We start from the raw sequence: 2962 nt of genomic DNA on the forward strand, positions 1-2962 counted from the left end.
GTAAGCGTCATTTCGTGGCCGCATGGACAGAGTTGAAGCCGGTGTCCAAAGTGATGTCCGTTACTTCAAGTGGTGGGGACTACTTTGGACACACGGAATGCGCGACCATCGAACCGCAAGGGCCGACCGAACTACACGCCGGAGTACCGACGGCAAGTTGCCGTCGCGGCGTGCGAGCCAGGTATTTCGGTGGCTAAGCTCGCGCAGGCGCACGGACTGAACCCCAATATGGTGTTCAAGTGGCGCCGGCAACTGCGGGCGGGCCTGTTTGAAGCGGTGGCGCACAGCACAGCGGTGTTGCTGCCCGTAGCGCTACCTAATGCACCGACCGGCGAGACCGCAGAACCGGCGTCGCTCGCGCTACAGCCTGTCGAGCCACATCGCGAGAGCGTACCGGCAGCGTCGGGTATTGAGATCGAACTGAACGGAGCCCGTGTGCACGTCACGGGTAGGGTCGATCCGGTGCAGTTGCGCCTCGTGCTGCGCTGCCTGATGCCAGCATGATTGCGCCGCCCAGCGGTACCCGCGTATGGCTGGCAGCGGGCGTTACCGATATGCGCCGTGGCATGGATGGACTTGCCGCACTGGTGCAGTCAGCACTCGGACGTGATCCCTTCTCGGGGCACATCTTCCTGTTTCGCGGGCGTCGCGGTGACCTTATCAAGATTTTATGGTGGAGCGGCGACGGCATGAACCTGTACGCGAAACGACTTGAGCGCGGACGCTTCGTGTGGCCGCAGGCAGATTCAGGAACGGTCCATCTATCTGCCGCCCAACTGTCGATGCTGCTCGAGGGAATTGACTGGCGGCATCCGGAGCGCACGTGGCAGCCGACGCACGCGGCATAACGCAGGGTGCGGGAACCCACAAGCGCGTGGGCTTCATTTACACTGGCATGCATGCCAGCCAGCCATCTGCCCGATGACATCACCGCTCTCAAGCGCATCGTTGCCTCGCGCGACGAGACCATCGCGCAGTTGTTGGCCGAGATCTCGCGACTGAAGCGGTGGCAGTATGGCCGTTCATCGGAGCGCATGACCGAACTGATGGACCAGCTGCAGCTCGCGCTCGGTGAACTGCCCGTTCCTGAACCGGCTATGGCCGCACCGGAGAAGGCGCCTGATGCCGACGCGACTGCGGATACGTCGGCCACAACGAACCTTGTTCCACTGCGCCGCAAGCCGCGGCACTTCCCTGCCCATTTACCTCGCGATACGGTTGTTCATGCGCCGACGAACTGCGGATGCCCGGAATGCGGCAAACAGATGCGCGCGCTCGGCGAAGACGTCTCGGAGGTGCTCGACTATGTGCCCGGCTACTTCAAGGTATTGCGTCACATACGTCCGAAGCTGAGTTGCCCGCGTTGTGCCGCAGTAGTACAGGAGCCGGCACCTTCGCGGCCGATAGCACGCGGGATGGCGGGTGCGGGGCTTCTCGCGCAGGTCGTCGTCGCGAAGTACGCTGACCATATGCCGCTATACCGGCAGGCCGGCATCTATCGCCGCGCGGGCGTCGAACTGGACCGGGCAACACTGGCTTCGTGGGTGCGTGAAGCGGCTGCGCTGCTGCAACCCCTGTCCGACGCACTCGGTGGTTACGTGCGCGCCGCAGACAAGATCCATACCGACGACACGCCCGTGCCGGTGCTGGAGCCGGGGCGTGGCAAGACACGCACGGCGCGCCTGTGGACCTATGTGCGGGATGACCGCCCGGCAGGGAGTCGCGCGCCACCAGCAGTCTGGTACAGGTACTCACCCGACCGCAAAGGTGAGCGACCTCGGGAACATCTGGCGGGCTACACGGGAATCCTGCAGGCAGATGCCTTCAGCGGGTATGACGCGCTGTATCGTGACGGCACGGTCATCGAGGCCGGGTGCTGGGCGCATGCGCGGCGCAAGTTCTACGACCTGTACAAGCTGGACAGCTCACCAATTGCCGAGGAAGCATTGCGTCGCATTGGGGCGCTGTATGCTGTTGAACGCGAGGTTCGCGGCCAGACGCCGGCCGTGCGCCTGTCTGCGCGTCAGTTGCGCTCGGCCCCATTGCTCGCTGAACTGAAGGCCTGGTTCGAACACACGCTGTTACAGGTATCGGCGAAGTCGGGGCTGGCGAAGGCGATCAGATACTCGCTGGGGCACTGGCATGCACTCACACGCTATTGCGAAGACGGGCGCGTCGAGGTGGACAACAATACGGCGGAGCGCGCGATCAGGCCGCTCGTTCTCGGCAGGCGCAATTATCTGTTCGCAGGCTCCGACGGCGGTGGCCACAGCGCGGCAGTGATCTATAGCCTTATCGGTACGGCGCGCCTGAACGGCATCGAGCCGTTTGCCTACCTGCGCACGGTGTTCGAGCGCATCGCCGATCATCCCATCAACCGCATCGACGAGTTGCTGCCGTGGCGCCTGATGCCAGCTGCACACATCGAGCAGCAAGCCGCCTGACAATCAATCCGATGGTCCAACCCCGCAAACCTGCCGTGCGCCTGGTCAAGGCGCCAGTGCCCGATTATGTGCTGCGCGTTGAGCTGAAGTACATCAAGCCGGCCATCTGGCGACGAATCATCGTTCCCGGCTCGATCAGGCTGGGCAAGCTGCATGTCGTGCTGCAACTGGCCATGGGCTGGGAAGGCGGGCACCTGCACGAGTTCGTCTTCGGCGAAACCAACTATGGTGAACCGGATGACTTCGGATTCCAGAGCGATCCGCCAATGCTCAATGAAGCACGGGTCACGCTGGCGAAGGCGCTGGGCGGGCTGAAGTCATTCACTTACATCTACGACTACGGTGACAACTGGCAGCATCGGATCAAGGTCGAGAAGGCTCTGGTGCCTGATCCAGACATGCGCCGGCCGCTGTGCCTGGACGGACAGAATGCGTGTCCACCGGAAGACGTCGGTGGAGTGCCAGGATATGCCGACTTCCTCGAAGCGATCACCGATCCGACGCACGAGGAGCACGAC

At 63.1% G+C, this 2962-nt stretch carries 4 protein-coding genes; all 4 read left to right on the top strand.

Going from position 1 to position 2962, the window contains the following annotated elements; genetic code table 11:
* Window positions 1–72: 72 nt before the first annotated feature.
* Complete coding sequence (locus AB4Y44_RS42080; RefSeq protein WP_368702781.1) at window positions 73–504, top strand: transposase; 432 nt, start codon at window positions 73–75, stop codon at window positions 502–504.
* On the top strand, window positions 501–848 hold the full coding sequence (tnpB, locus tag AB4Y44_RS42085; protein ID WP_080404084.1) for an IS66 family insertion sequence element accessory protein TnpB: 348 nt from the start codon (window positions 501–503) through the stop codon (window positions 846–848). The genes AB4Y44_RS42080 and tnpB overlap by 4 nt, the downstream gene beginning before the upstream one ends.
* Window positions 849–899: 51 nt before the next feature.
* Window positions 900–2444 carry an IS66 family transposase gene (locus tag AB4Y44_RS42090; RefSeq protein ID WP_368685914.1) on the top strand — a complete coding sequence of 515 codons (1545 nt, stop codon included), beginning with the start codon at window positions 900–902 and terminating at the stop codon, window positions 2442–2444.
* Between the two features lie 35 nt (window positions 2445–2479).
* On the top strand, window positions 2480–2962 hold a 483-nt coding region (locus AB4Y44_RS42095; protein WP_368702780.1), incomplete at its 3' end, for a plasmid pRiA4b ORF-3 family protein.

The sequence above is a fragment of the Paraburkholderia sp. BR10937 genome (assembly GCF_040965695.1).
Lineage (GTDB): Bacteria > Pseudomonadota > Gammaproteobacteria > Burkholderiales > Burkholderiaceae > Paraburkholderia.

Excerpts from the sequence above, each read along its gene's own strand:
- AB4Y44_RS42090 (WP_368685914.1), top strand. The coding sequence starts at position 900 with ATGCCAGCCAGCCATCTGCCCGATGACATCACCGCTCTCAAGCGCATC.
- tnpB (WP_080404084.1), top strand. The coding sequence starts at position 501 with ATGATTGCGCCGCCCAGCGGTACCCGCGTATGGCTGGCAGCGGGCGTT.